The sequence below is a fragment of the Pseudomonas sp. PDM02 genome (assembly GCF_014852285.1).
Lineage (GTDB): Bacteria > Pseudomonadota > Gammaproteobacteria > Pseudomonadales > Pseudomonadaceae > Aquipseudomonas > Aquipseudomonas migulae.
The window spans coordinates 406,138-430,566 of the sequence record NZ_JACVBL010000003.1 but is presented as its reverse complement, the minus strand read 5'-3'; the positions used below and the strand labels follow the sequence as shown (position 1 = coordinate 430,566).

Genomic DNA, 24,429 nt, shown 5'->3' with positions numbered 1-24,429 from the left:
CATGGTCGATTGGCCGACGTTTAAATCGACAGCGCTTCCCGAAGTATCGCGCGTCATCGGAACAACGTGGCTCAAGCCCTTATTCCAAGATAACGGTATTTTTAGAACATTTATTGTGAATGGATCTTATCAACTGTCATTTCTGACAGTGCCCGCCGCTGCTTTTTTTATCGATAGTCGAATGGCCAGTTTTTTGTCCACTTCCAACTATCGGAAACGCGTCATGACCTCGAATCTTAAAATCGGAGCTACCGAAACTTCTCCCGTTTATTTTTGTTACGGGGCTTCAGGCGAACGCGGGCATACGCTCACCGCAGTCGGCGAAGCCAGCAGTCCGTGGGTCGGACACGGCGTCAGCGTAAATCCCGCTGCCGGGCAAACCCTTCCGTTCCAGACCGTCCCCGCGTCTGGCGATTACCAGAAGTTTTCGGAGCAGGGATGTGAGTGGAAGGTCAATTGCCCGAACGACGGCGAAGAGCTCGCCTTCGATTGCAGGATACAGACCGAGTTTACCGCCGAGCCCTACAGTATTCCGGTGAAGTTGGGGCATTACCTGCGTGAATTCCTGGGCAGGCGCAATCCGATCGGTGCGCCCCTGATCGGTGATGAAGTCACCGCCGAGGTCCAGGTAGTGTCTGCCTACACCCAAAAAGTACTCAAAGATATCGAGGTTCAGTGGTTCGTGGGTGGCGAACCCGCAGGACCGAAAAAAACCAACGATCTGGGCTGGAGCACACTCAGTCACACCTTCGCAGCGGAAGGCGAACAGACGATTACGGCCAAGGTGTACAACCCCTATGACGACACCTGGGTCGAACACAGTTTTCCAATCAAGGTGTACGCCGATAGTCCCTGGAAACAAGCGGAGTTTAAAGTCAACGGTGTACCCGTGGCATGGAGCTCACACGCTCTCCTGCGTCGCGGGCAAGCGAATGAAGTGACCGTGAAAGTTGAGCCGGCAATCGCAAAAACCCTCAGGCTGGCGTTGATTAATGACGAAGGGCTGAACATTGTTGCCGTGCCTGCGGACAATGTATGGCAGCAACCGGATCCAGTGTCCGGAGAGTTCAAATGGACCCTCACCTCGAACGAGCAGAAGAGTGGTCGAGTCAAGTTAGTCATCTATAGCCAGGAAGTGGCCCAGCCTTGGGAGCACGACTGTCGAGTGCTTGCAGGCGATCTCGCTGATGAAGTGGAAGCCCGGATTGACGGCAAGCCTGTCACGTTGGACGGCAACTTTTTCTTCCGCGGTCTGCCCCGTTTTTTTACGTTGGTGCCAAAAGAGGGCAGTTCCGTGATAGACGGCCTCACTGTGACGCTGACTTGCGCGATCACCAGCGGTCTTGTTCAAGCAGATTTGAGGTCCGCGCCCGCATTTGGCCTTCCTACTTTGGATCATCGCTGGAATGTAATTGGCTCTAACAACAGTGGTACTTTCCAGCTGATATTTACATGCCAGGGTATTGCCGTGCCACTCACGCTGGCACTCAACGCCTTGTTGTCGACTGATCTGAATGACGAAGCCGATGTGCGGATCGGCGGCGTAGAAATCCCGGCAGAAGGGCAGGTTTTTTTCAGGAGCGAGGCACAAACGCTGACAGTGGTTGCCAAATCGGGCAGTCCACTGGGCCGCCTGCCTCTGAAGTTGCGATGGATCAAAGGGGAAGGGCTGCGGGCCGAAGAGTTTACCTGCGAACCCGCCCTCGACACCTATACCGCAGACCACAGCTGGAACATCACTGGCCCCGCAGACAAGAGCGGCACCTTCCAGTTCGAGTTGGTTGGCGAGGGCATGAGTACGCCCATTGAATTGCCAGAGTGTGTATTGCTGTCGAAAAACTTTGCTGATGAGGGCGCGTTCCTGGTCGACGGTGTGGAATTGTCGGACAGCACGGTTTTCACCAGAGGCGTTGCAAGTGCCCTGACCTTGGTGCCGAACGCGGGCAGTCCGCTCGCCAACTTGACGAAAAGCTTGCAATGGCATGCGGGCACGGGATTGGTCAAAGCAGATCTGACATGCACCCCGGCGCTTGACCTGCCCACAAAACTCAATAGTTGGCAAATTACCGGTTCCGCTACCAAGAGCGGTACGTTCCAGTTGAAACTGGTCGGCCCGGGAGGGGTGACGCTGGGGCAACTGGCTGTTTGCATGTTGTTGTCGCGCAACCTCGAGGACGACGTGACCGTCAAGCTGGATGGCGCCGTCATCCCGGCCGAAGGCAAGGTGTTTATCCGGGGCAAGCCGCGAACGTTGACCCTGGAGCCGAAAGCGGGCAGTCCAGTGGCCAATCTGCTGATGAGCTTGCGATGGGGCAGTGGCACCGGTTTGGTCGAAGGGGACTTCCAATGTGTACCGGCATTGGGTGAGGCGATCAAACCTCATAGCTGGCGCATCACGGTACCCGCGGCAAAGAGCGGCACCTTTCACTTTACAGTGGCCGGTCCGAGCGGCGTCACGCTGATCACCCTTAAGGTCAGCACCGTGCTGTCGGACAACCTGCGCGATGAAGTCGACGTTTTGTATGACCGCCAGCCCGTGCCGGCTCAAGGGGTGGTGTTGTTGCGCAGCAACGCCCAGTGGTTAACGTTTTCATTGGTGCCCAAGGCGAACAGCCCCATTGTCGGTAAGCCCCTGGTGATGAAGCTCACGGGAGGCACGCTGACTGCCAGTAGTTTGACTTGTCGGCCCGGATTTGACCAGCCTACAACCACGCATGAATGGGCGTGCACCAGCAAAGACTTCCGAAGCGGTACGTTTATTGCCGAGGTTGGTTATGGGCAGGAGGCGAAGCTGGTTTTGGAGTCCGTTACTGTTCTATCAATTTATTTAGCAAATGAGTTGGATGCCCTCGAAATCACCCCTCAGGGTGGAGCGCCGTCTCCGATTAATCTGCTTGACGGCATGACGCTCACGAAAGACACCGCAACTTTGACGATGAAAGTAAAGCCCTCCAGCCCGCTTATCGGTAGAACAGTCGCATTTAAGTGGGCGGGAGATCCAAATCCTTCAATGAAGTTGCCTGAACCGTTTGAAGTGAAGGCTACGACTGTCGTCGAAATCAAGGGCGTGGATAATCCCGCGTGGCTCAAGAGCCATCGGATGTGTCTGGACTACGGTGGTAAGGTCACACACCACTGGACATTTAGATACTTCAGGGGGCTGCCTTCCAACGGTCTAGGTATCTGGTGTGACGGCGTGTACCACGGTCCGCATTCCTTATTGCTTAAGCTCGATAAAATTTACGTACTTTCTATTAGGTCGAAAATTGAAGGTAGCGTTTTTTTGGACTGGAAATGCAAGTTTTACGGCGTTACAGAGCACGGACTTAATGTCGAGTTGCAACCCCCTTCTTCCGAATTTATGGTGATTGGCCCACCAGGAGCAGTGGGGGCGAATAAAAAAATACGGGCAACGGTTGTCGGGGATTTCAATTATCAAAAAATTCACATGGGTGTAGAGATTGAAAATGTTGGGGTTTTGACTGTTCCAATTGAGATTGTTGATATTTTAGTTGGGGCTTGAAGATTGGCACGTACTGAAAGGTGCCATTTTCAGCGAGATCAGATTTTTTTGACGTGGTTTGACAGGCGGTTGTGATGTGAATGGCAAATTAAATTTCTTAATTCTTTGTAAGTTAAGGCGAGGAAGCAGCCGTGAGTAATGAAACACCTGAAAACAAATATGAGTCGGGATCAAATGATGATCAGTCCGGCGGAGTGAGAAGCAGTAATACTTCAAGCTTTTTTGATTCGTGTACTAAATTTGAAATTGTGAGAGGTCTTGACGCTGAAGAATATCGATACCTTGCGAACTATAAATCTGGAAAAATAGTTATCCCTGATGACTTTCGAAGTACTAGGTTTGAATTGACGATGAAAGCGCCGTTAGATAACCAGTACATGTTTGTATCTTCGGATAGGCATCATAGGGTCTGGGATGGATTTCCGCCTTCGCCTTTTAGCATTAGAATTTCGCTTTCTGCTCCTGTCCACATTAATAAGCATATTTTCACATTTGCTTCGTCAGGCGTGACATCTGAACTAAATGTTTTTTTTGCGCCTTTCGATCTGTCGTACTTTACGTCATATAAGTTGAATGGCGAAGATGTTGGTAAGCAAGATTTGTTGTTGCACTATAACGTTTTTTATAGCTTGGAATTGTATAATTTAGATAATGAAGATTATGAGTTTATTCGGTCGAGCAAAATAAAAAGCATTTCATATGATAAAGATGCGCCTTACACTATTGATTTTATAGGGGATGAAGAGTTAGTCGAAAATGAATCTGGGGACTCGAGTATTGATGGTTTGTCGTCAGCGGGAAGCAAGACTATGAAGATGACCGGCGGGGTCAGGGGGTTGAGAGTGCGTTATAAAAATCCGAATAATCCATATTTCGGACGGCTTGACGTGACCTTGCATTTTGAAGAGGGAATGGTGCTTAAGCCTCCTATCGAGGTCGTAAAAAGAGTTGAAGTGTAAATTGCTAGGCTTGCCCCCTGAGGCTCAGGGGGTGAGTTGTCCCGTAACACTCGATGCCTGCCAGCAATAATATTGATTGTCAGCGGACAAGCACACTTCGCTGTGTGACAACTATCCAAGATTTCATTTCCCCATAGGCCCCCACCCCCATTTCATGCTTAACTTCTGCCTCGTCGAATTTTCCACATCAACGTTCAGAAGGACTCCGTTCATGGCTCAAGTCACTCTCAAAGGCAACCCGGTTCAAGTCAACGGCCAACTGCCACAAGCCGGTTCCAAGGCACCAGCCTTTTCCCTGGTTGCCGGCAATCTGTCCGACGTGACCCTGGCGAGCTTCGCCGGCAAGCGCAAAGTGCTGAACATCTTCCCAAGCGTCGACACGCCGACCTGCGCCACGTCGGTGCGCAAGTTCAACGCCCAGGCCAATGACGTCGCCAACACTGTGGTGCTGTGCATCTCTGCTGATCTGCCGTTCGCCCAGGCCCGTTTCTGCGGCGCCGAAGGCCTGGAAAACGTACAGAACCTGTCGACCCTGCGCGGTGCCGAGTTCATCGAGAACTACGGCGTTGCGATTGCCGATGGCCCGCTAAAAGGCCTGACCGCCCGTGCCGTTGTGGTACTGGACGAGAACGACAACGTGCTGCACAGCGAGCTGGTCAAGGAAATCGCTGAAGAACCGAACTACGAAGCGGCACTTGCCGTTCTGAAATAAGCGTCTTTTACAATTGTTAACGGCCTGGCCCTGTCCAGGCCGTTTTCATTTGTGCTTCAGTGTCTTAGATAATTCTCCTGTTACGTAAGCCGAAGGTAAATTGCCGGTAAAGGCGCTTTGCTAAATCCCCGCCAGTGCTTATCGTTCAGCCTCCCGTAGAAAAAGCCCACGCGCCCAATGGTTGATCATTCAATGCAATCCTCTGCTCCCCGTAGTCCTCGTCGCTGGCTGTTCGGCCTGCTTGTCCTGTTGGTCATCGCTGGCCTGTGCTGGAAGTTCTGGCCTGGCAGTGCTGCGCCAAAAGAAGGCAACGGACAAAAAGCCGTGGCCGGGCACACAGGCCGTTCGGGTGGCATGCGTCCGGGTTTCGGTGGGGCGACCGGGCCGGTTCCGGTGCGTGTGGCGCCGGCGGTCAAGGGTGACTTCCCGCTGTATTACAAGGCGTTGGGCACAGTGACGGCGCTGAACACCATTAATGTGCGCAGTCGGGTGGGCGGCGAACTGATCAAGGTGTCGTTCGAAGAAGGGCAGATGGTCAAGGCCGGTGACTTGCTGGCGGAAATCGATCCGCGCCCTTACCAGAACGCCTTGCTGCAAGCCGAAGGCACCTTGCTGCAGAATCAGGCGCAACTGAAAAACGCGCAGGTCGATGTCGAGCGTTATCGCAACCTGTACCGCGAAGACAGCATCGCCAAGCAAACCCTGGACACCGCCGAAGCGCTGGTCGGCCAGTACCAAGGCACGGTCAAGACCAATCAGGCGGCGGTCAACGACGCCAAACTCAATCTCGAATTCACCAAGATCCGCGCGCCGATCACCGGTCGTGTGGGGCTGCGTCAGCTCGACGTCGGCAACCTGGTGGCGGCCAACGACACCACGGCGCTGGCGATCATCACCCAGACCCAACCGATCAGCGTGGCGTTCACCTTGCCGGAAAACAGCCTCGACGTGGTGCTGGCTCGCTATCGCAGCGGCGCCAAATTGCCCGCCGAAGCGTGGAACCGTGGCGACACCCAAATACAGGCCACCGGTGTATTGCAGAGCCTCGACAACCAGATCGACGTCACCACCGGCACCCTGAAATTCAAGGCGCGCTACGAAAACCGTGATCAGGCGCTATTCCCCAATCAGTTCGTTAACGTCCACCTGTTGGCCGACACCCTCAAAGGCGTGGTACTCGCGCCATCGGCAGCGATTCAATTCGGCACCAATGGCACCTTCGTCTATGCGATGGATGGCGACAAGAAAGTCACGATCCGCCAGTTGAAAGTCGGCGCCAGCGACGGTGACAACACCGTGATCACCGAAGGCCTGGCCGCCGGCGATCGTGTCGTCCTGGAAGGCACCGACCGCCTGAAGGAAGGCAGCGAAGTGGAAGTGGTCAACGACACCAAGGATGTGCCGACCACCCCGACCGGGCACCTGCAAGGTAAATCGGCGGCCGACGCGACTGAGCCGGCGACCACCGACAAGGCGAAAAAGGGCGGCGCATGAACATCTCGCGGCTGTTCATCCTTCGCCCGGTCGCCACGACCCTGAGCATGCTGGCCATTATTCTGGCCGGCGTGATCGCCTATCGGCTGTTGCCGGTATCGGCGTTACCGCAGGTCGATTACCCGACTATTCGCGTGATGACCCTCTATCCCGGCGCCAGCCCGGACGTCATGACCAGCGCCGTCACCGCGCCGCTCGAACGTCAGTTCGGGCAGATGCCGGGTCTCACCCAAATGGCTTCGACCAGCTCCGGCGGCGCTTCGGTGCTGACCCTGCGGTTCAGCCTCGACATCAACATGGACGTCGCCGAGCAGCAGGTGCAAGCCGCGATTAACGCCGCGACCAATCTGCTGCCCAAGGACCTGCCGGCGCCGCCGGTGTACAACAAGGTCAACCCGGCGGACACCCCGGTGCTGACCCTGGCGATCACTTCCAAAACCATGTTGTTGCCCAAGCTCAATGACCTGGTCGATACGCGCATGGCGCAGAAAATCGCCCAGATCAGCGGCGTCGGCATGGTCAGCATTGCCGGCGGCCAGCGTCAGGCGGTGCGGATCAAGGTCAACCCTGAAGCCCTGGCGGCCAACGGCCTGAACCTGTCGGACGTGCGCACCTTGATCGGTGCCTCCAACGTCAACCAGCCCAAGGGCAACTTCGACGGCCCGACCCGGGTCTCGATGCTCGATGCAAACGATCAACTGACCTCGCCCAAGGATTACGCCAACCTGATCCTGGCCTACACCAACGGCGCGCCGTTGCGGCTCAAGGACGTGGCGGAAATCGTCGATGGCGCAGAGAACGAGCGCCTGGCGGCATGGGCCAATGAAAATCAGGCGGTATTGCTGAATATTCAGCGTCAGCCGGGGGCCAACGTCATCGAGGTGGTCGACCGGATCAAGGCCTTGCTGCCGAGCATCACCGACAACCTGCCGGCCGGTCTTGAGGTCACCGTACTGACCGACCGCACCCAGACCATCCGCGCATCGGTCACCGACGTGCAACACGAGCTGCTGATCGCCATCGCGCTGGTGGTGATGGTTACGTTCCTGTTCCTGCGTCGGGCCAGCGCCACGATCATTCCATCGGTGGCCGTGCCGCTGTCGCTGATCGGCACCTTCGGCGTGATGTACCTCGCCGGTTTCTCGGTGAACAACCTGACCCTGATGGCGCTGACCATCGCCACCGGTTTCGTGGTCGACGATGCGATCGTCATGCTGGAGAACATTTCCCGGTTCATCGAAGAGGGCGACAGCCCGTTGAACGCGGCACTCAAGGGCGCCAAGCAGATTGGCTTTACCCTGATTTCCCTGACGCTGTCGCTGATCGCGGTACTGATTCCGCTGCTGTTCATGGCCGACGTGGTAGGGCGCTTGTTTCGCGAATTTGCCATCACCCTGGCGGTGGCGATCCTGATTTCCCTGGTCGTGTCGTTGACCCTGACACCGATGATGTGCGCGCGGTTGCTCAAGCGCGAACCCAAGGAAGAAGAGCAGGGCCGTTTCTACCGGGCCAGCGGCGAAGCAATCGATTGGATGATCGCGGCTTACGGGCGCAAGTTAAAGTGGGTTCTCAAGCATCAACCGCTGACGTTGCTGGTGGCCATCGGCACTTTGGCGCTGACGGTGTTCCTTTACATGGTGGTGCCGAAGGGCTTCTTCCCGGTGCAGGACACCGGGGTGATTCAGGGGATTTCCGAAGCGCCGCAGTCAATTTCCTTTGCGGCGATGAGCGAGCGGCAGCAGGAACTGGCGAAAGTGATCCTCGCGGATCCTGCCGTCGAAAGCCTGTCGTCCTACATCGGCGTCGATGGCGATAACTCGACATTGAACAGCGGCCGCCTGCTGATCAACCTCAAATCACACAGCAATCGCGACTTGAGCGCCACCGAGGTGATTGCCCGCCTGCAACCGGAACTCGACAAACTGGTCGGTATCCGTCTGTTCATGCAGCCGGTACAAGACCTGACCATCGAGGACCGGGTCAGCCGCACGCAGTACCAGTTCAGCATGTCGTCGCCGGATTCCGAGCTGCTCAGCCTGTGGAGCAGTCGATTGGTCGAGGCTTTGGCCCAACGGCCGGAACTGACCGACGTCGCCAGTGACCTTCAGGACAAAGGCTTGCAGGTTTACCTGGTGATCGACCGCGATGCCGCGTCGCGGGTCGGCGTATCGGTGTCGAACATCACCGACGCGCTGTACGACGCCTTCGGCCAACGGCAGATTTCGACCATTTACACCCAGGCCAGCCAGTATCGCGTGGTCCTGCAGTCGCAGTCCGGCGAGAAAATCGGCCCGGACGCGCTGAACCAGATTCACGTCAAGACCACCGATGGCGGGCAAGTGCGCCTCTCCAGCCTGGCGCACATCGAAGAGCGCCAGGCGCAACTGGCGATCACCCACATCGGCCAGTTCCCGGCGGTGATGATGTCCTTCAACCTCGCACCTGGCGTGGCGCTGGGGCATGCGGTGCAAATCATCGAGCAAGTGCAAAAGGACATCGGCATGCCGATTGGCGTGCAGACCCAGTTCCAGGGCGCGGCCGAGGCGTTCCAGGCTTCGCTGTCGAGCACCTTGCTGCTGATTCTGGCGGCGGTGGTGACCATGTACATCGTGCTCGGCGTGCTCTACGAGAGCTACATCCACCCGATCACCATCCTCTCGACCTTGCCCTCGGCGGCGGTCGGCGCCTTGCTGGCGTTGCTGTTGAGTGGCAATGACCTGGGGATGATCGCGATCATCGGCATCATCCTGCTGATCGGTATCGTGAAGAAGAACGCGATCATGATGATCGACTTCGCCCTCGATGCTGAGCGCAATCAGGGCATGGACCCGGAAACGGCGATCTATCAAGCCGCGCTGCTGCGGTTCCGGCCGATTCTAATGACCACGCTCGCGGCGTTGTTCGGCGCGGTGCCGTTGATGCTCGCCACCGGTTCTGGCGCTGAGTTGCGTCAGCCGTTGGGTCTGGTGATGGTCGGTGGCTTGTTGGTGAGTCAGGTGCTGACGCTGTTCACCACGCCTGTTATCTACCTGTACTTCGACCGCCTCGGTCGTCGTTGGGGCCGCAAGTCCGAGTCCGTGGAAGTGGTCGAGCAGCCATGAACCTCTCCGGACCTTTCATCAAGCGCCCGGTCGCCACCATGTTGCTGAGCCTGGCGATCATGCTGCTGGGCGGGGTGAGCTTCGGTTTGCTGCCTGTGTCGCCGTTGCCGCAAATGGACTTCCCGGTGATCGTGGTCCAGGCCAGTCTGCCCGGCGCGAGCCCGGAGGTAATGGCCTCGACCGTGGCCACGCCGCTCGAACGTTCCTTCGGCGCCATTGCCGGGGTCAACACCATGAGCAGCCGATCCAGCCAGGGCTCGACCCGGGTCATTCTGCAATTCGACCTCGACCGCGACATCAACGGCGCAGCGCGGGAAGTGCAAGCGGCGATCAACGCCTCGCGCAACCTGCTGCCGAGCGGGATGCGCAGCATGCCGACCTACAAGAAGGTCAACCCGTCCCAGGCACCAATCATGGTGCTGTCGCTGACCTCGGACGTTTTGGAAAAGGGCCAACTCTACGATTTGGCCTCGACGATCCTGTCCCAGAGCCTGTCCCAGGTGCAAGGCGTGGGCGAAGTACAGATCGGCGGCAGCTCTTTGCCGGCGGTGCGTATCGAACTCGAACCGCAGGCGCTCAACCAGTACGGCGTGGCGCTGGACGATGTGCGCAACACCATCGCCAACGCCAACGTGCGCCGGCCCAAGGGCTCGGTCGAGGACGGCCAGCGCTTGTGGCAGGTTCAGGCCAACGATCAACTGGAAAAGGCCAAGGACTACGAGTCGCTGATCATCCACTACAACGGCGGTGCAGCATTGCGCCTGAAGGATGTGGCCAAGGTCAGCGACGGCGTCGAAGACCGCTACAACAGCGGTTTCTTCAACGACGACGCGGCAGTGCTGCTGGTGATCAACCGCCAGGCCGGCGCCAACATCATCGAGACCGTCAACGAGATCAAGGCCCAGCTCCCGGCACTGCAAGCCGTGCTGCCAGCCAGCGTCAAACTGAACCTGGCCATGGACCGCTCGCCGGTAATCAAGGCGACCCTGCACGAAGCGGAAATGACCCTGCTGATTGCCGTGGCGCTGGTGATTCTGGTGGTGTTCCTGTTCCTCGGTAACTTCCGCGCTTCGCTGATTCCGACCCTCGCGGTGCCGGTGTCGCTGGTCGGCACCTTCGCGGTGATGTACCTCTACGGGTTCTCGCTTAACAACCTGTCGCTGATGGCATTGATTTTGGCCACCGGGCTGGTGGTGGACGACGCCATCGTGGTGCTGGAGAACATTTCCCGGCACATCGACGAAGGCGTGCCGCCGATGAAGGCCGCTTACCTCGGGGCACAGGAAGTCGGCTTTACGCTGCTGTCGATGAACGTGTCGCTGGTGGCGGTGTTCCTCTCGATCCTGTTTATGGGCGGGATCATCGAAAGCCTGTTCCGTGAGTTCTCCATCACGCTGGCGGCGTCCATCGTGGTGTCGCTGGTGGTCTCGCTGACGCTGACACCGATGCTGTGCGCCCGTTGGCTCAAGCCACATACGCCGGGTCAGGAAAACCGTTTGCAGCGCTGGAGCCAGCGCGCCAATGAGTGGATGGTCGGCAAATACGCCACCAGCCTTGACTGGGTGCTGCGTCACCGCCGTCTGACGTTGCTCAGTTTGATCGTGACAGTTGGCGTTAATATTGCGCTGTATGTTGTTGTTCCTAAAACATTTTTGCCTCAGCAAGACACCGGTCAGCTGATCGGTTTCGTGCGTGGCGACGATGGTCTGTCGTTCAGCGTGATGCAGCCGAAAATGGAAATCTTCCGCCGTGCCGTGTTGAAAGATGAGGCAGTGGAAAGCGTCGCCGGCTTCATCGGTGGCACTAACGGCACCAACAACGCCTTCATGCTGGTGCGTCTGAAGCCGATCAAGGAACGGGGCGTGTCCGCGCAAAAAGTCATCGAACGCCTGCGCAAGGAAATGCCCAAGGTTCCCGGCGCACAGTTGATGCTGATGGCGGATCAGGACCTGCAGTTTGGCGGTGGTCGTGAACAGACCAGTTCGCAGTATTCCTACATCCTGCAAAGCGCCGACCTTGGCGAATTGCGCCAGTGGTACCCGAAAGTCGTCACCGCGCTCAAAGCGTTGCCGGAACTGACCGCGATTGACGCCCGTGAAGGACGCGGCGCGCAACAAGTGACCTTGATCGTCGATCGCGATCAGGCCAAGCGCCTGGGCGTCGATATGGACATGGTCACCGCCGTGTTGAACAACGCCTACAGTCAGCGGCAGATTTCGACGATTTACGACAGCCTCAACCAATATCAGGTGGTGATGGAGGTCAATCCGAAGTACGCCCAGGACCCGATCACCCTCAAGCAGGTCCAGGTGATCACCGCCGACGGCGCGCGGATTCCGCTGTCGACCATCGCCCATTACGAAAACAGCCTGGAAGATGACCGCGTCAGCCACGAAGGCCAGTTCGCCTCCGAAAGCATTTCCTTCGACATGGCCGAAGGCGTGACCGTGGAGCAGGGCAGTGCGGCCATCGAACGGGCGATTGCCAAGCTCGGTATGCCGGAAGACGTCATCGTGAAAATGGCCGGTACAGCCGATGCCTTTGCCGCCACGCAAAAGAGCCAGCCCTGGATGATTCTTGGCGCGCTGGTGGCGGTGTATCTGGTGCTGGGCGTGTTGTATGAAAGCTACATTCATCCGCTGACCATTCTCTCGACCTTGCCGTCGGCCGGGGTCGGCGCGTTGTTGTCGATCTATGCATTGGGCGGCGAGTTCAGCCTGATCTCGTTGCTCGGCCTGTTTTTGCTGATCGGGGTGGTGAAGAAGAACGCCATTCTGATGATCGACCTCGCGCTGCAACTGGAGCGGCAAAAGGGCCTGGAACCGCTGGAGTCGATTCGCAGCGCGTGCCTGCAACGTCTGCGTCCGATCCTGATGACCACGCTGGCGGCGATCCTCGGAGCGTTGCCGCTGCTGCTGAGCCGTGCCGAAGGTGCGGAAATGCGCCAGCCGCTGGGCCTGACCATCATCGGCGGGCTGATCTTCAGTCAGGTGCTGACCCTTTACACCACCCCGGTGGTTTACCTCTATCTCGACAAACTGCGCCATCGTTTCAATAAATGGCGTGGGGTGCGTACTGATGCTGCTCTGGAAACTCCGCTATGACTGACCGTTCGCTTATCAACCTGTCTGCACCGCTGATCACGGCCCGAGGCTCGCGTTTGTTGAGCCTGTCGCTGTGCGTGGCGCTGCTCAGTGCCTGCGCCATCGGCCCGGATTACCAGCGCCCGACGGCCGCCGCGCCGGTGCAGTACAAGGAGGCGGCCGGTTGGCGTCAGGCCAACCCGAGCGATTCCCTGGCCCGCGGCGCCTGGTGGGAGCTGTATGGCGATCAACAGCTCAACGGCCTGATCGACAAACTCAACAGCGCCAACCAGACCGTCGCCCAGTCCGAAGCCCAGTACCGTCAAGCCCAGGCCCTGGTGCGCAGTGCCCGCGGCGCTTTCTTCCCGACGGTGGACCTGACCGTCGGGAAAAACCGTTCCAGTCAGGGCACCGGCAGCAGCAGTTCGAGCCTGAGCAGTTCCTCCAGCGGTATTCGCAACACCTACACGGCACAGGCCGGGGTCAGTTGGGAGGCCGACGTCTGGGGCAAACTGCGCCGGGGCCTTGAGGCCGACACTGCCAACGCCGAGGCAAGTTTTGCCGATCTGGCGGCGATGCGTTTGAGTCAGCAGTCGGAGCTGGTACAGAACTACCTGCAATTGCGCGTGATCGATGAGCAAAGGCGGCTGCTGCAAGCGACGGTCGAGGCCTATCAGCGCTCGCTTAAAATGACCGAAAACCAGTACCGCGCCGGTGTTTCCGGCAAGGACGCGGTGGCACAGGCCACCACTCAGCTCAAGAGCACCGAGGCCGAGTTGGTCGATCTGATCTGGCAGCGCGCCCAGTTCGAGAACGCTATCGCCGTACTGATCGGGCTGCCGCCCGCTGAGTTCAGCCTCGCAGAAACCACGGACATCCCGTTGCTGCCCGACGTGCCGCTGAACCTGCCTTCGCAATTGCTCGAACGTCGCCCGGACATCGCCTCCGCCGAGCGCTCGGTGATGGCGGCCAACGCCAACATCGGCGTGGCCAAGGCCGCTTATTACCCGGACCTGACGTTGAGTTTGAACGGTGGTTACAGCAGCAGCACCTCTTCGAACTGGATCAGTGTGCCGAACCGCTTCTGGTCGGTCGGCCCGCAATTGGCAATGACCCTGTTCGACGGCGGTCAGCGTTCGGCGGAAGTCGACCGCAGCGAAGCGGCCTATGACGAAACCGTGGCCAAGTACCGTCAGACAGTGCTCGACGGTTTCCGCGAGGTGGAAAACTACCTGGTGCAGCTCAAGGTCCTGGAAGACGAGTCCGCCGTGCGTCAACAGGCACTGGACGCGGCACGTGAGTCCCTGCGCCTGACCCAGAACCAGTACAAGGCCGGGTTGATTGCTTATCTGGATGTGGTCGTGGTGCAGGCCACGGCGCTGAACAATGAACGCAACATGCTGGACTTGTTGCAGAGCCGACTGATCGCCAGCGTGCAATTGATTGCGGCGCTGGGCGGCGGATGGGACGGCCAGCTCGAACTCAACAACTGACCCCCGTATTCCCGAATTCCCCCGTATCCCCCCGTATCCCTGTAGGAGCTGTCGAGTGAAACGAGGCGGCGATTTTTGATCTTGCTCCAGATCTTCATTGCCTGAAAGAATCGCCGCCTCGTTTCACTCGACAGCTCCTACAGGAGAGCGGGGGAGTTGGGGCTCGGGAGTAACGTTTCAGAGGTATTGCGGGTGATCAAACAAGCGTTTCATCGGCTTGATGGCCCTTTGCTAATTTTCTCAGTGCGTTCTTTTGTGCAATCAGTACAATCGCCCGATTTGCCCCCCGAGAACGGAAGCAGTACGGCGGGGTAGTCGCGAGAAATCCAATGCTCATCGGTAGCTATTCACCCACGCTGGTTATCATTTCGCTCTTCGTAGCGATTCTCGCCTCCTATACCGCACTCGACATGACCGGGCGCATTGCCACCGCCAAAGGTCGGGCCGTGCATTTGTGGACGGCGGGCGGGGCTTTTGCGATGGGCATTGGTGTGTGGTCGATGCATTTCATCGGCATGCTCGCGTTCAAATTGCCGATTGACCTTGGCTACGATGTCACGCTGACGTCGCTGTCGCTGCTGACCGCGTTCCTGTCCAGCGGCTTCGCCCTGTGGCTGGTCAGCCAGCCACAATTACCGGCCTGGCAACTGGCGTTCGGCGCACTGGTGATGGGTGCCGGCATCAGCGCCATGCATTACACCGGCATGGCCGCCATGAGCATGCAGCCGGGCATCGATTACGACCCGACGCTGTTCAGCGCATCGCTGCTGATAGCCGTTGGCGCCTCGGGCGCGGCGTTATGGATCGCCTTCCGCCTGCGCAAGCACACACCTTATGTCCGGCTGATTCGCGGCGGCGCGGCGGTGATCATGGGCATCGCCATCGTCGGCATGCACTACACGGCCATGGCCGCGGCGCGGTTTCCCGACGGCAGTTTCTGTGGCGCGGCGGTCAACGGTTTAAGCGGCAAGGGCCTGGACAGCCTGGTCTTGATCACCACGCTGGCGGTGTTGAGCATCGCCTTGCTCACCTCGATTCTGGATGCGCGTCTGGAGGCGCGCACCGCCGACCTGGCCCGCTCGCTGACCGAAGCCAATCGTGAACTCACCCAACTGGCGCTGCACGACACCCTGACCGGTTTGCCGAATCGGGTATTGCTGGCCGACCGCATCGGCCAGGCCATGTCGAAGGTGCAGGAGCAGGGCGGTTGTTTTGCATTGATGTTCATCGATCTGGACGGTTTCAAACCGGTCAATGATGCGTTCGGCCATCACATGGGCGACCTGCTGCTGCGGGAAGTCGGCTTGCGCCTGCGCGAGGATCTGCGCAGCCAGGACACCCTGGCGCGGATCGGCGGTGACGAATTTGTCTTGCTGGTGCAACTGCGCGACGAACATGACGCCCTGAACCTGGCGGCCCGTCAGGTCGGAATGATCGCGCGCTCGTTCCGCGTCGCCGAACATGATTTGCAGATTTCAGCCAGTGTCGGCATCGCCCTCTATCCGGGCAACGGCCAGACGGCCGAAGAGCTGCTGATGAATGCCGATGCGGCGATGTATCACGCCAAGGGCGCGGGTAAAAACGGCTACAGCTTCTTCGACGCCTCGATGAACAGCAACGCGCGCAAACAACTGCAATTGCTGCAAGACCTGCGTAATGCCGTGGACCAGCAACAGTTCAGCCTCTATTACCAGCCCAAGTTCGACGCCAGCAATGGCCGGCCGGTCGGCGCCGAAGCGCTGTTGCGTTGGGTGCACCCGACTCAGGGCATGCTGCTGCCGGACAAATTCATCGAACTGGCGGAGAAGACCGGGCTGATCATTCCGATTGGCGACTGGGTGCTTAACGAAGCCTGCCGCCAGATGCGCGAGTGGTACGTGCTCGGCTACACCGACTGGCGCATCGCGGTGAACCTCTCGGCCCTGCAGTTCTGCCATGCAGGCCTGGTTCAAAGTGTCGCCAAAGCCCTGGCCACGCACCATTTGCCCGCCAACAGCCTGACCCTGGAAATCACTGAAACCACCGCCATGAGTGACGCCGATGCGAGCATGACGGTGCTTAACGAGCTCTCGGAGATGGGCGTCGACCTGTCCATCGATGACTTTGGCACCGGCTATTCGAGTTTGATGTACCTCAAGCGTTTGCCGGCCAATGAATTGAAGATCGACCGCGGTTTTGTCCGCGACCTGGAACGCGACAGCGACGACGCCGCCATCGTTTCCGCCATCGTCGCGTTGGGCCAGGCACTGGGTTTGCGGATTGTCGCCGAAGGGGTGGAAACCGACGTGCAGCAGGATTTCCTCACCCAGCTGGGCTGTGATTCGTTGCAGGGTTACCTGCTGGGGCACCCGCTGCCGGCGGAGCGCTTCATGGTCGACATCCTTCGAGCGGAGCGTGCAGCCGCGTTACCGCTTACCGCCGAGTCACTCCCCCTGTAGGAGCCGGCTTGCCGGCGATGGCGTCCGCCCGCACACCACAACACCCCATGCAAAAAACGTCGATGACGGTTATTCTTGCCCCCGACTGCTTACGCTTGAACGGGGAAAGCTCGCATGGACAAAGTCATCGTCATCACCGGCGGCAGCCGCGGCATCGGCGCCGCCACAGCCTTGTTGGCCGCCGAACAGGGCTATCGGATCTGCATCAACTATCAATCCGACGAAGAAGCTGCGCACCGTGTGCTCGAGCAAGTCCGCGCCCTCGGTGCCCAAGCGATCGCGGTCCGTGCCGACGTCAGCATCGAAGACGAAGTGATCGCCTTGTTTCACCGGGTCGACACCGAACTGGGCCGGGTCACCGCACTGGTCAACAACGCCGGCACCGTGGGGCACAAGTCCCGGGTCGACGAAATGTCCGAATTCCGCATCCTCAAAATTCTCAAAACCAACGTCCTGGCGCCAATCCTCTGCGCCAAACACGCGATCCTGCGCATGTCGCCCAAACATGGCGGCCAGGGAGGCAGCATCGTCAACGTTTCCTCGGTGGCCGCACGCTTGGGCGCCCCCAACGAATACGTCGACTACGCGTCCTCCAAAGGCGCGCTCGACACCTTCACCGTCGGCCTGTCCAAGGAAGTGGCCGGCGAGGGTATCCGCGTCAACGCCGTGCGACCTGGCTACATCTACACCGATTTCCACGCGCTGAGCGGCGATCCGGACCGGGTCAGCAAACTGGAATCGGCGATACCGATGGCGCGCGGTGGCCGGCCGGATGAAGTGGCGGAAGCGATTGTGTGGTTGTTGTCGGATAAGGCGTCGTATGCGACGGGGACGTTTGTTGATCTTGGTGGCGGACGCTAGCCCTCAAGTGTTGTGGTGCCTGTTCTGGTCTCATCGCGAGCAGGCTCGCTCCCACAGTGGAACGCGGTCAACTGTAGGAGCGAGCCTGCTCGCGAAGGCGATAGTCCATACACTTTCGAGCCTTCAGAAGGACCGAACAATCCGCCCCAACGTCTCCATCGCCTTCTCCGAAGCCTCATCCCAAGGGCTGCCATAATTCAGCCGAATGCAATTCCTGAACCGCTGCGCCGGTGAGAATATCGGCCCCGGCGCAATGCTGATCCCTTGCGCCAATGCCATCTGAAACAACTTCAACGAGTCCATCTGCGGCGGCAATTCCAGCCACAAAAAATACCCGCCGGCCGGTTGGCTGACGCGAGTCTGCGCCGGGAAATAGCGCGCAATCGCCGCCAGCATTGCACTTTGCTGCTCTTCCAACGCATAGCGCAGTTTGCGCAGATGCCGGTCGTAGCCGCCATGTTGCAGGTAGTCGGCAATGGCCGCTTGCGCCGGCATCGAAGCGCACAGCGAAGTCATCAACTTCAACCGCTCAATCTTCTGCGCATAGCGCCCGGCAGCCACCCAGCCAATGCGATAACCAGGGGCGAGGCTCTTGGCGAACGAGCCGCAGTGCATCACCAACCCTTCGGTATCGAACGCTTTCGCCGGTTTTGGCGCCTGTTGCCCGTAATAGAGTTCTGCGTAAACGTCATCTTCGATCAGCGGCACCTGATGGCTGCGCAACAACTCCACCAGTTCCTGTTTCTTGGCCTCGGGCATGGTGGCGCCCATGGGGTTCTGGAAGCTGGTCATGCACCAGCAGGCCTTGATTGGGTGGCGCTCCAGGGTTTGCGCGAGCACGCGGAGGTCGATGCCGTCGCGTGGGTGCACGGGGATTTCCACGGCTTTGAGTTTCAGCCGTTCGAGGATTTGCAGGCAGGCGTAGAACGCCGGGGCTTCGATGGCCACCAGGTCGCCGGGTTCAGTGACGGCTTGCAGGCACAGGTTCAGCGCCTCAAGGGCGCCGTTGGTGATCAGCAGTTCTTCCATGGGCAGCATCAGGCCGCCGACCATATAGCGCAGGGCGATTTGTCGGCGCAGTTGCGGGTTGCCCGGCGACATGTCGGTGACGACCATGCGCGGGTCCATGTCCCGGGCGGCGCTGGCCAGGGAGCGGGACAGGCGTTGCAGGGGAAACAGGGTCGGGCTGGGGAACGCCGAGCCGAAGGGCACGGTGTTGGGGTCTTTGATCGAGTCGAGGACCGAGAACACCAGTTCGCTGACGTCGACTTCGGTGGACTCGTTGACCTGGCTGCTGATTACCGGCTCTGAAAACGGGCTCGGCGCATGGGTGTTGACGAAGTAGCCGGAACGCGGGCGGGCGCGGATCAGGCCACGGCGCTCCAACAGGTAATAGGCCTGGAACACCGTGGACGGGCTGACGCCGTAGGTCTGGCTGGCGTAGCGCACCGAGGGCACGCGCTGGCCGGGGCCGAGGACGCCGGAGCGGATCAGTTCAGCGATGTCGTCGGCGAATTTTTCGTAGCGTTTCATCGAGTGCCCGGTTCATTGTGGTTCAGTGAAATCGAGGTGACTTCTTCGCGGGCAAGCACCGCTCCTACAGTACGGTGGAGACTGTAGGAGCGAGGCTTGCCCGCGAATGGCAGCACCGCAGTCTAAGGGATCAACGGTTCATCGGCGCAACAAACCGGCTTTTGGCCACGCTATAAATCTCAGGTTCATCGCTGTCGATGATCTTGAAACTGATGCTCTGCGAGCTGCTGCTCGGCCGTTCGGTGGTCATCGCCACGGACACCGGCACGTCGACAATTTCACCCGGTGCCAGGCTCAGTTCGGTCTTGCCTTGCAACTGGAAGCCGTCGCCATCGACCAGGGTCAAGCGGTAGTCCTGACGTTGCTGGGTCTTGTTGATGACCTTAAGGCTGTAGATGTTTTCGATCTGCCCCTGACTGTTCTCGCGGAACAGACCACGGTCCTTGCTGACGTCCAGCGACACCATCGGCCGTTCCACCAGCGCGAGGGCGAGGGCGCCGATCATCACCAGCAACACCGCGGTGTAGCCGATCAGCCTTGGCCGCAGCAGATGCGTCTTGCCACCTTGCAACTCGTGCTCCGAGGTGTAGCTGATCAGGCCACGGGCATAGCCCATTTTGTCCATGATTGAATCGCAGGCGTCGATACACGCGGCGCACCCGATGCACTCCATCTGCAAGCCATCGCGGATGTCGATGCCGGTCGGGCAGACCTGAACGCACAGTTGGCAATCGATGCAATCGCCAAGGCCGACGTCGGCAGGTTTCACCTCACGTTTGCGTGGGCCACGGTTTTCGCCACGGGCGACATCGTAGGAAATGGTCAGCGTGTCCTTGTCGAACATCACGCTCTGGAACCGTGCATACGGACACATGTGCATGCACACCGCTTCACGCAGCCAACCGGCGTTGATGTAGGTCGCGCCGGTGAAAAACAGCACCCAAAACAGGCTGACACCGCCCATCTGCAAGGTCAGCAACTCTTCGGCCAGCGGCCGGATCGGCGTGAAGTAACCGACAAACGTCAGGCCCGTCATCAAACTGATCGCCAGCCACAGCGTGTGCTTGGCCGAGCGACGCATCAGTTTATTCACGCCCCAGGGCGCGGCTTGCAGCTTGATTCGCTGGTTACGCTCGCCTTCGGTGATCTTCTCGCACCACATGAAGATCCAGGTCCAGGAGCTCTGCGGGCAGGTGTAGCCGCACCAGACCCGGCCGGCAAATACGGTGATCGCAAACAGACCGAACGCGGCAATGATCAACAGTGCCGACAACAGGATGAAATCCTGCGGCCAGAAGGTCGCACCGAAGATGTGGAATTTGCTTTCGGAAAGGTCCCAGAGCACGGCCTGACGGCCACCCCAGTTCAACCAAACGGTGCCGAAAAACAGCAGAAACAGAAATCCCGCACCGCTCAAGCGCAGGGTTCGGAACAGGCCGGTGAAGCTGCGGGTGTGGATCAGGTTGTCGCTGGACTTGGCCTTCATCTTTGGACGCGAAGGTTCAAATGTTTCTACGGTTCGGACGGGGATTCTTTCGCTCATGGTCTTTCGCTCATCAGCCTCCATCAGGCATGAGCACTATGAGCGGCGATCTGTTTGCATAACAGACTCAGGTATCGCAATAAAAAGCGGATCAGATGAGCGTTGAGCCTTGCCCTGCGACAAGTTGATGCACCCGTCAAAACGGGGCGCGGGCGCCTATATCAGGCGCTCGCGCGTGATGTTGATCCGGGTCAGTCAAATCACCGAATCACTGTTGGTTGCCTTCAGATGCCGTCGACCGTCCACTGCACCTGCTACGGTCAATGCATCGGCTTCTGCTTCGGTGATGTAAATGCGCTGGCCGTCGATGTCTACCGCCGACATGGCCTTGGCGCCGTCGGTGATGATGGTGACGTCGGGGCACAGACGGATTTCTTCGCCGTTCTGCGTGATGAAGAAGCAGGTCTGGTTTTCGATGCGCACAGTCATGGAGAGGTCCTTTTTCTGCGGGTTCATGACTGTTAGGGCACCCGCGGCCGCCATCGTTCTGTGCAACCGATTAATGGTCGGCGCGGTCCATCCTCTATCGAGCATCTACAAGGATTGCACCATGAACGCCTGGTGGCATGAGGTTTGGGTGACGCTGCAAGCGGAGTTCGCCGACATCGGTGACGCCTCACAACTGACACGAATTACCGTCAGATTGCTGATAGCGGCGATTTTGGGCGGGATTCTAGGGTTCGAGCGTGAACACAAGGGCAAGGCGGCCGGAGTGCGAACGCACATGTTGGTCGCGCTTGGCGCGGCATTGTTTGTGCTGGTGCCGCAAATGTCCGGTTCTCAGGCGGATGCCATGAGCCGCGTGGTGCAGGGCGTGATCGCCGGGATCGGCTTTCTCGGTGCCGGGACCATCCTGAAAAACCAGGACGGTGATGAAGGCCATGTGAAAGGCCTGACCACCGCCGCCGGGTTGTGGATGACCGCGGCGATTGGTGTTTCCGCCGGGTTGGGGCGTGAGGCGACGGCGGTGTTCAGTACGTTGCTGGCGTTGGCGATTTTCAGCGTGATGCCGAGGATCGTGAAGCTACTCGAAAACAAAGACTGACACGGCCCTGTAGGAGCCGGCTTGCTGGCGATGGCGGTGTGTCAATCAATGCAAATGGTGCGTTGTAAACCGCTATCGCCAGCTAGCTGGCTCCTACAGGGGGCGCGGCATCATTCGGGACTGACGATCACCGGCGGGATGGTTTCTGGCGGATCTTCACGCGGTGGCGGGGTAGTGCCCGGCGGGTCCTGCTCGGGTACAGGCTGCGGCTCAGTCGGCGGAATGGTCGGTTGGTCGATGTTCGGATCTGGCGTTTCTGCCGGGATTGGAATACTCATCGTTGAAGCCTCCAGTGGCACATGGCGCAAGTCGTGCTTAAGTGTGTTGACCACTTCGTGCAGGAATTGATTCCACCGGATACCCAGGCAAATCCCCGTGAACTTTTACCGGCGCCCGTCGCTCGGAACTTAAGTGAGTTCATTCCGGGGCCGCTGGCCTTGCGCGAATGACGACCAGGTACAAGAGCGTCCATGGGGCGTGAAGGAGAGATGCTCGATGACTGCTGAAAAACCCACAGAGCTCAACTACAACCCTCATATGCCGCTGTCGCAGGCATTACTGCTACCGCGCATCGCCATCGAAAACACTATGCCGACCCTCGATGGCGGGCAATTCGCCGTTAAAGCGGTGGTGGGGCAAGACGTGGTCGTTACCAGCAAAGTCTTCGCCGACGGTCATGACAAACTGGCCGTCCGGGTCCGCTGGCGCGCCGCCGACGATGAAGTCTGGCAGAGCGACGTCATGGGCGAGTTGGGCAACAACGGTTATCAAGGCCAGTTCCGCGTCGACCGCCAGGGCCGTTATGTGTTCTGCATCGAAGCCTGGGTCGATCAGTTCGCCAGCTTCTGTTATGAGCTGGAAAAAAAGTACACGGCCCGCGTGCCGGTCAGTCTTGAGTTGCAGGAGGGGCGCAATCAGGTCCAGCAGGCGGCCGAACGCACTGAAGGACCACTCAGCGAAGCGCTGGCCGCGCTGCACCATGACTTGTCCGGGTTGCTCGAAACCGAGCAGGTCGCACTGTTTTTGCACCAGCGTAGCGCTGACCTGATGGCCGAGGCCGATCACCACGCTTATTTGAGCCTGAGCGCCGAGTATCCGCTGGATGTCGAACGCGAGCTCGCGCAGTTTGCCAGTTGGTATGAGTTGTTCCCGCGTTCGATCACCGATGACCCGGCCCGTCACGGCACCTTCAACGACGTGCATTCGCGGCTACCGATGATCCACGACATGGGTTTCGACGTGCTGTACTTTCCGCCGATCCACCCGATCGGGCGCAGCTACCGCAAGGGCCCGAACAATTCGCTCACCGCTGGCCCCGACGATCCGGGCAGCCCCTATGCCATTGGCAGTGAAGAGGGCGGGCATGAGGCGATTCATAAGGAGCTGGGCACCCGCGAAGACTTCCGTCGGCTGGTGGCTGCCGCAGCTGACCATGGCCTGGAAATCGCGCTCGACTTTGCCATCCAGTGTTCCCAGGACCATCCGTGGCTCAAACAGCACCCGGGCTGGTTCAACTGGCGCCCGGACGGCACGATCAAATACGCCGAGAACCCGCCGAAGAAATACCAGGACATCGTCAACGTCGACTTCTATGCCGTCGAAGCGATCCCCAGCCTGTGGGTCGAATTGCGCGACATCGTGGTCGGCTGGGTCGAGGAGGGCGTGAAGCTCTTTCGCGTCGACAACCCGCACACCAAACCGTTGCCGTTCTGGCAGTGGCTGATTGCCGATGTGCGGGCGCTGTACCCGGAGGTGATTTTTCTCGCCGAAGCCTTCACCACGCCGGCGATGATGGCGCGCCTGGGTAAGGTCGGTTATTCGCAGAGCTACACCTACTTCACCTGGCGCAACACCAAGCATGAACTGTCGACGTACTTCACCGAGCTCAACGAATCGCCGTGGCGCGAATGCTATCGGCCGAATTTCTTCGTCAATACACCAGACATCAACCCGGCGTTTCTGCATGAGTCGGGGCGCGCCGGTTTTCTCATCCGTGCGGCGCTGGCCACCATGGGCTCCGGGTTGTGGGGCATGTATTCCGGGTTCGAACTCTGCGAAGCCGCGCCTGTGCCGGGGAAGGAGGAATACCTCGATTCCGAGAAGTACGAGATCCGCCCAAGGGACTTCAATGCGCCCGGCAACATCATCGCCGAGATCGCGCAGCTCAATCGCATTCGTCGGCAAAACCCGGCGCTGCACACGCATTTGGGGCTAAGGGTCTACAACGCCTGGAATGACAACATTCTGTATTTCGGCAAGCGCAGCGCCGATGGCAGCAATTTCATTCTGGTGGCCGTCAGCCTCGATCCGCACAACGTTCAGGAAGCGAATTTCGAATTGCCGCTGTGGGAAATGGGTTTGTCCGACGACGCCAGCACCCAGGGTGAGGATTTGATGAACGGGCATCGCTGGACCTGGCACGGCAAGTACCAGTTCATGCGGATCGACCCGGCGCATCAGCCGTTCGGGATCTGGCGCATCACCGTCTAAACGCAGGACCTGTAGGAGCCGGCTTGCTGGCGATAGCGCAATAGCATTCAACAGTTTCGTTGACTGGCCCGCCGCCATCGTCAGCAAGCCGGCTCCTACAAGGGAAATCATTGCGTCGGAGGACTGTGTACGGCCCAGCGACCTTCTCGAACTC

Annotated in this window: 15 protein-coding genes; 11 read left to right on the top strand and 4 right to left on the bottom strand. The window is 59.0% G+C overall.

Annotated features, from left to right (window positions below; genetic code table 11):
• The first annotated feature begins 1 nt into the window (after position 1).
• From IB245_RS29035 to IB245_RS08180, 9 genes are all read left to right on the top strand, one after another.
• The gene (locus IB245_RS29035; RefSeq protein WP_225609825.1) at positions 2–3,523 is read left to right on the top strand and encodes a hypothetical protein; all 3,522 of its coding nucleotides are present in this window, start codon (positions 2–4) and stop codon (positions 3,521–3,523) included.
• Positions 3,524–3,654: 131 nt separating this feature from the next.
• Positions 3,655–4,482, top strand: coding sequence for a hypothetical protein (locus IB245_RS08215; RefSeq protein ID WP_192227269.1), 828 nt, complete (start codon positions 3,655–3,657; stop codon positions 4,480–4,482).
• 211 nt (positions 4,483–4,693) lie between these two features.
• Complete coding sequence (gene tpx, locus IB245_RS08210; RefSeq protein WP_008030203.1) at positions 4,694–5,194, top strand: thiol peroxidase; 501 nt, start codon at positions 4,694–4,696, stop codon at positions 5,192–5,194.
• 177 nt (positions 5,195–5,371) lie between these two features.
• Positions 5,372–6,688, top strand: coding sequence for an MdtA/MuxA family multidrug efflux RND transporter periplasmic adaptor subunit (locus tag IB245_RS08205; RefSeq protein WP_192227268.1), 1,317 nt, complete (start codon positions 5,372–5,374; stop codon positions 6,686–6,688).
• Positions 6,685–9,789 (top strand): MdtB/MuxB family multidrug efflux RND transporter permease subunit, encoded by a 3,105-nt coding sequence (locus tag IB245_RS08200; protein ID WP_008030209.1) that lies wholly within the window; start codon positions 6,685–6,687, stop codon positions 9,787–9,789. Before IB245_RS08205 ends, IB245_RS08200 begins: the two co-directional genes overlap by 4 nt.
• Complete coding sequence (locus IB245_RS08195; RefSeq protein ID WP_192227267.1) at positions 9,786–12,893, top strand: efflux RND transporter permease subunit; 3,108 nt, start codon at positions 9,786–9,788, stop codon at positions 12,891–12,893. The genes IB245_RS08200 and IB245_RS08195 overlap by 4 nt, the downstream gene beginning before the upstream one ends.
• The gene (locus tag IB245_RS08190) at positions 12,890–14,365 is read left to right on the top strand and encodes an efflux transporter outer membrane subunit (RefSeq protein WP_008030212.1); all 1,476 of its coding nucleotides are present in this window, start codon (positions 12,890–12,892) and stop codon (positions 14,363–14,365) included. Before IB245_RS08195 ends, IB245_RS08190 begins: the two co-directional genes overlap by 4 nt.
• A 329-nt stretch (positions 14,366–14,694) precedes the next feature.
• Positions 14,695–16,803, top strand: coding sequence for a putative bifunctional diguanylate cyclase/phosphodiesterase (locus IB245_RS08185; protein ID WP_192227266.1), 2,109 nt, complete (start codon positions 14,695–14,697; stop codon positions 16,801–16,803).
• Between the two features lie 114 nt (positions 16,804–16,917).
• Entirely contained in the window at positions 16,918–17,664 is a 747-nt protein-coding gene (locus tag IB245_RS08180) for an SDR family oxidoreductase (protein ID WP_008035597.1), read from the top strand.
• Between the two features lie 123 nt (positions 17,665–17,787).
• Here the strand turns inward: IB245_RS08180 and mapR are convergent, their stop codons facing one another.
• From mapR to IB245_RS08165, 3 genes are all read right to left on the bottom strand, one after another.
• The gene (gene mapR, locus IB245_RS08175) at positions 17,788–19,197 is read right to left on the bottom strand and encodes a GntR family transcriptional regulator MpaR (RefSeq protein ID WP_192227265.1); all 1,410 of its coding nucleotides are present in this window, start codon (positions 19,195–19,197) and stop codon (positions 17,788–17,790) included.
• A gap of 130 nt (positions 19,198–19,327) precedes the next feature.
• Positions 19,328–20,740, bottom strand: coding sequence for a cytochrome c oxidase accessory protein CcoG (gene ccoG / locus IB245_RS08170; protein ID WP_192227264.1), 1,413 nt, complete (start codon positions 20,738–20,740; stop codon positions 19,328–19,330).
• 195 nt (positions 20,741–20,935) lie between these two features.
• Positions 20,936–21,169 (bottom strand): DUF3203 family protein, encoded by a 234-nt coding sequence (locus tag IB245_RS08165; RefSeq protein ID WP_008035603.1) that lies wholly within the window; start codon positions 21,167–21,169, stop codon positions 20,936–20,938.
• Positions 21,170–21,290: 121 nt separating this feature from the next.
• On the opposite strand from IB245_RS08165, the gene IB245_RS08160 reads away from it, so the two are divergent.
• Positions 21,291–21,785, top strand: coding sequence for an MgtC/SapB family protein (locus tag IB245_RS08160; RefSeq protein WP_008041053.1), 495 nt, complete (start codon positions 21,291–21,293; stop codon positions 21,783–21,785).
• 110 nt (positions 21,786–21,895) lie between these two features.
• On the opposite strand, the gene IB245_RS08155 is transcribed toward IB245_RS08160, so the two are convergent.
• On the bottom strand, positions 21,896–22,063 hold the full coding sequence (locus IB245_RS08155; RefSeq protein WP_192227263.1) for a hypothetical protein: 168 nt from the start codon (positions 22,061–22,063) through the stop codon (positions 21,896–21,898).
• A gap of 217 nt (positions 22,064–22,280) precedes the next feature.
• Between IB245_RS08155 and IB245_RS08150 the strand changes: the two genes are divergently transcribed.
• Entirely contained in the window at positions 22,281–24,275 is a 1,995-nt protein-coding gene (locus tag IB245_RS08150) for an alpha-1,4-glucan--maltose-1-phosphate maltosyltransferase (RefSeq protein ID WP_192227262.1), read from the top strand.
• The last annotated feature ends 154 nt before the right edge of the window (positions 24,276–24,429 follow it).